Below are 447 nucleotides of genomic sequence, written 5' to 3'. Positions count from 1 at the left end.
ACCATGGAGGATCCTTCGGCGCTGCAGCAGGTGAAGGACCTGATCGGATAGGACGGCGCCAGCCGTCGGGGGCGCGCCAGGCGCTGGCCCAGCCGGGGAACTCCTCCGCCGCCATCGGCCGGGAGATGCGGTATCCCTGGGCCAGGGTGCAGCCCAGATCCAGCAGGGCCGCGCCCTGGGCCTCGGTCTCGACGCCTTCCGCGACGATCGAATAACCGAAGGAGTCCGCCAGCCCGATCACGCCCTTCACGATGGCGAAGTCTCCCGGGTCGGTCATCATGCCGCTCACGAAGCTGCGGTCGAGCTTGAGCGTGTCCATCGGCAGCCGCCGCAGGTAGGACAGCGAGGAGTAGCCGGTGCCGAAGTCGTCGAGCGACACCGTCGCCCCGAGCCGGCGCAACTGCAGCAGCTGCGGCACGACATGGTCCATGTCGTAGAGTGCCGCGC

Annotated in this window: 1 protein-coding gene; it reads right to left on the bottom strand. The window is 69.1% G+C overall.

The annotated features are described in order from the left end of the window. The coding region (locus tag MPC4_RS20820; RefSeq protein WP_210253702.1) for an EAL domain-containing protein at positions 1 to 430 on the bottom strand (430 nt) is incomplete at its 3' end. Positions 431 to 447: the final 17 nt, after the last annotated feature.

It is taken from the genome of Methylocella tundrae, assembly GCF_901905185.1.
In the GTDB taxonomy this organism is placed as follows: Bacteria; Pseudomonadota; Alphaproteobacteria; order Rhizobiales; family Beijerinckiaceae; genus Methylocapsa; species Methylocapsa tundrae.
The sequence above is the reverse complement of the archived record's forward strand: the minus strand, read 5'-3'. Positions and strand labels throughout refer to the sequence as shown.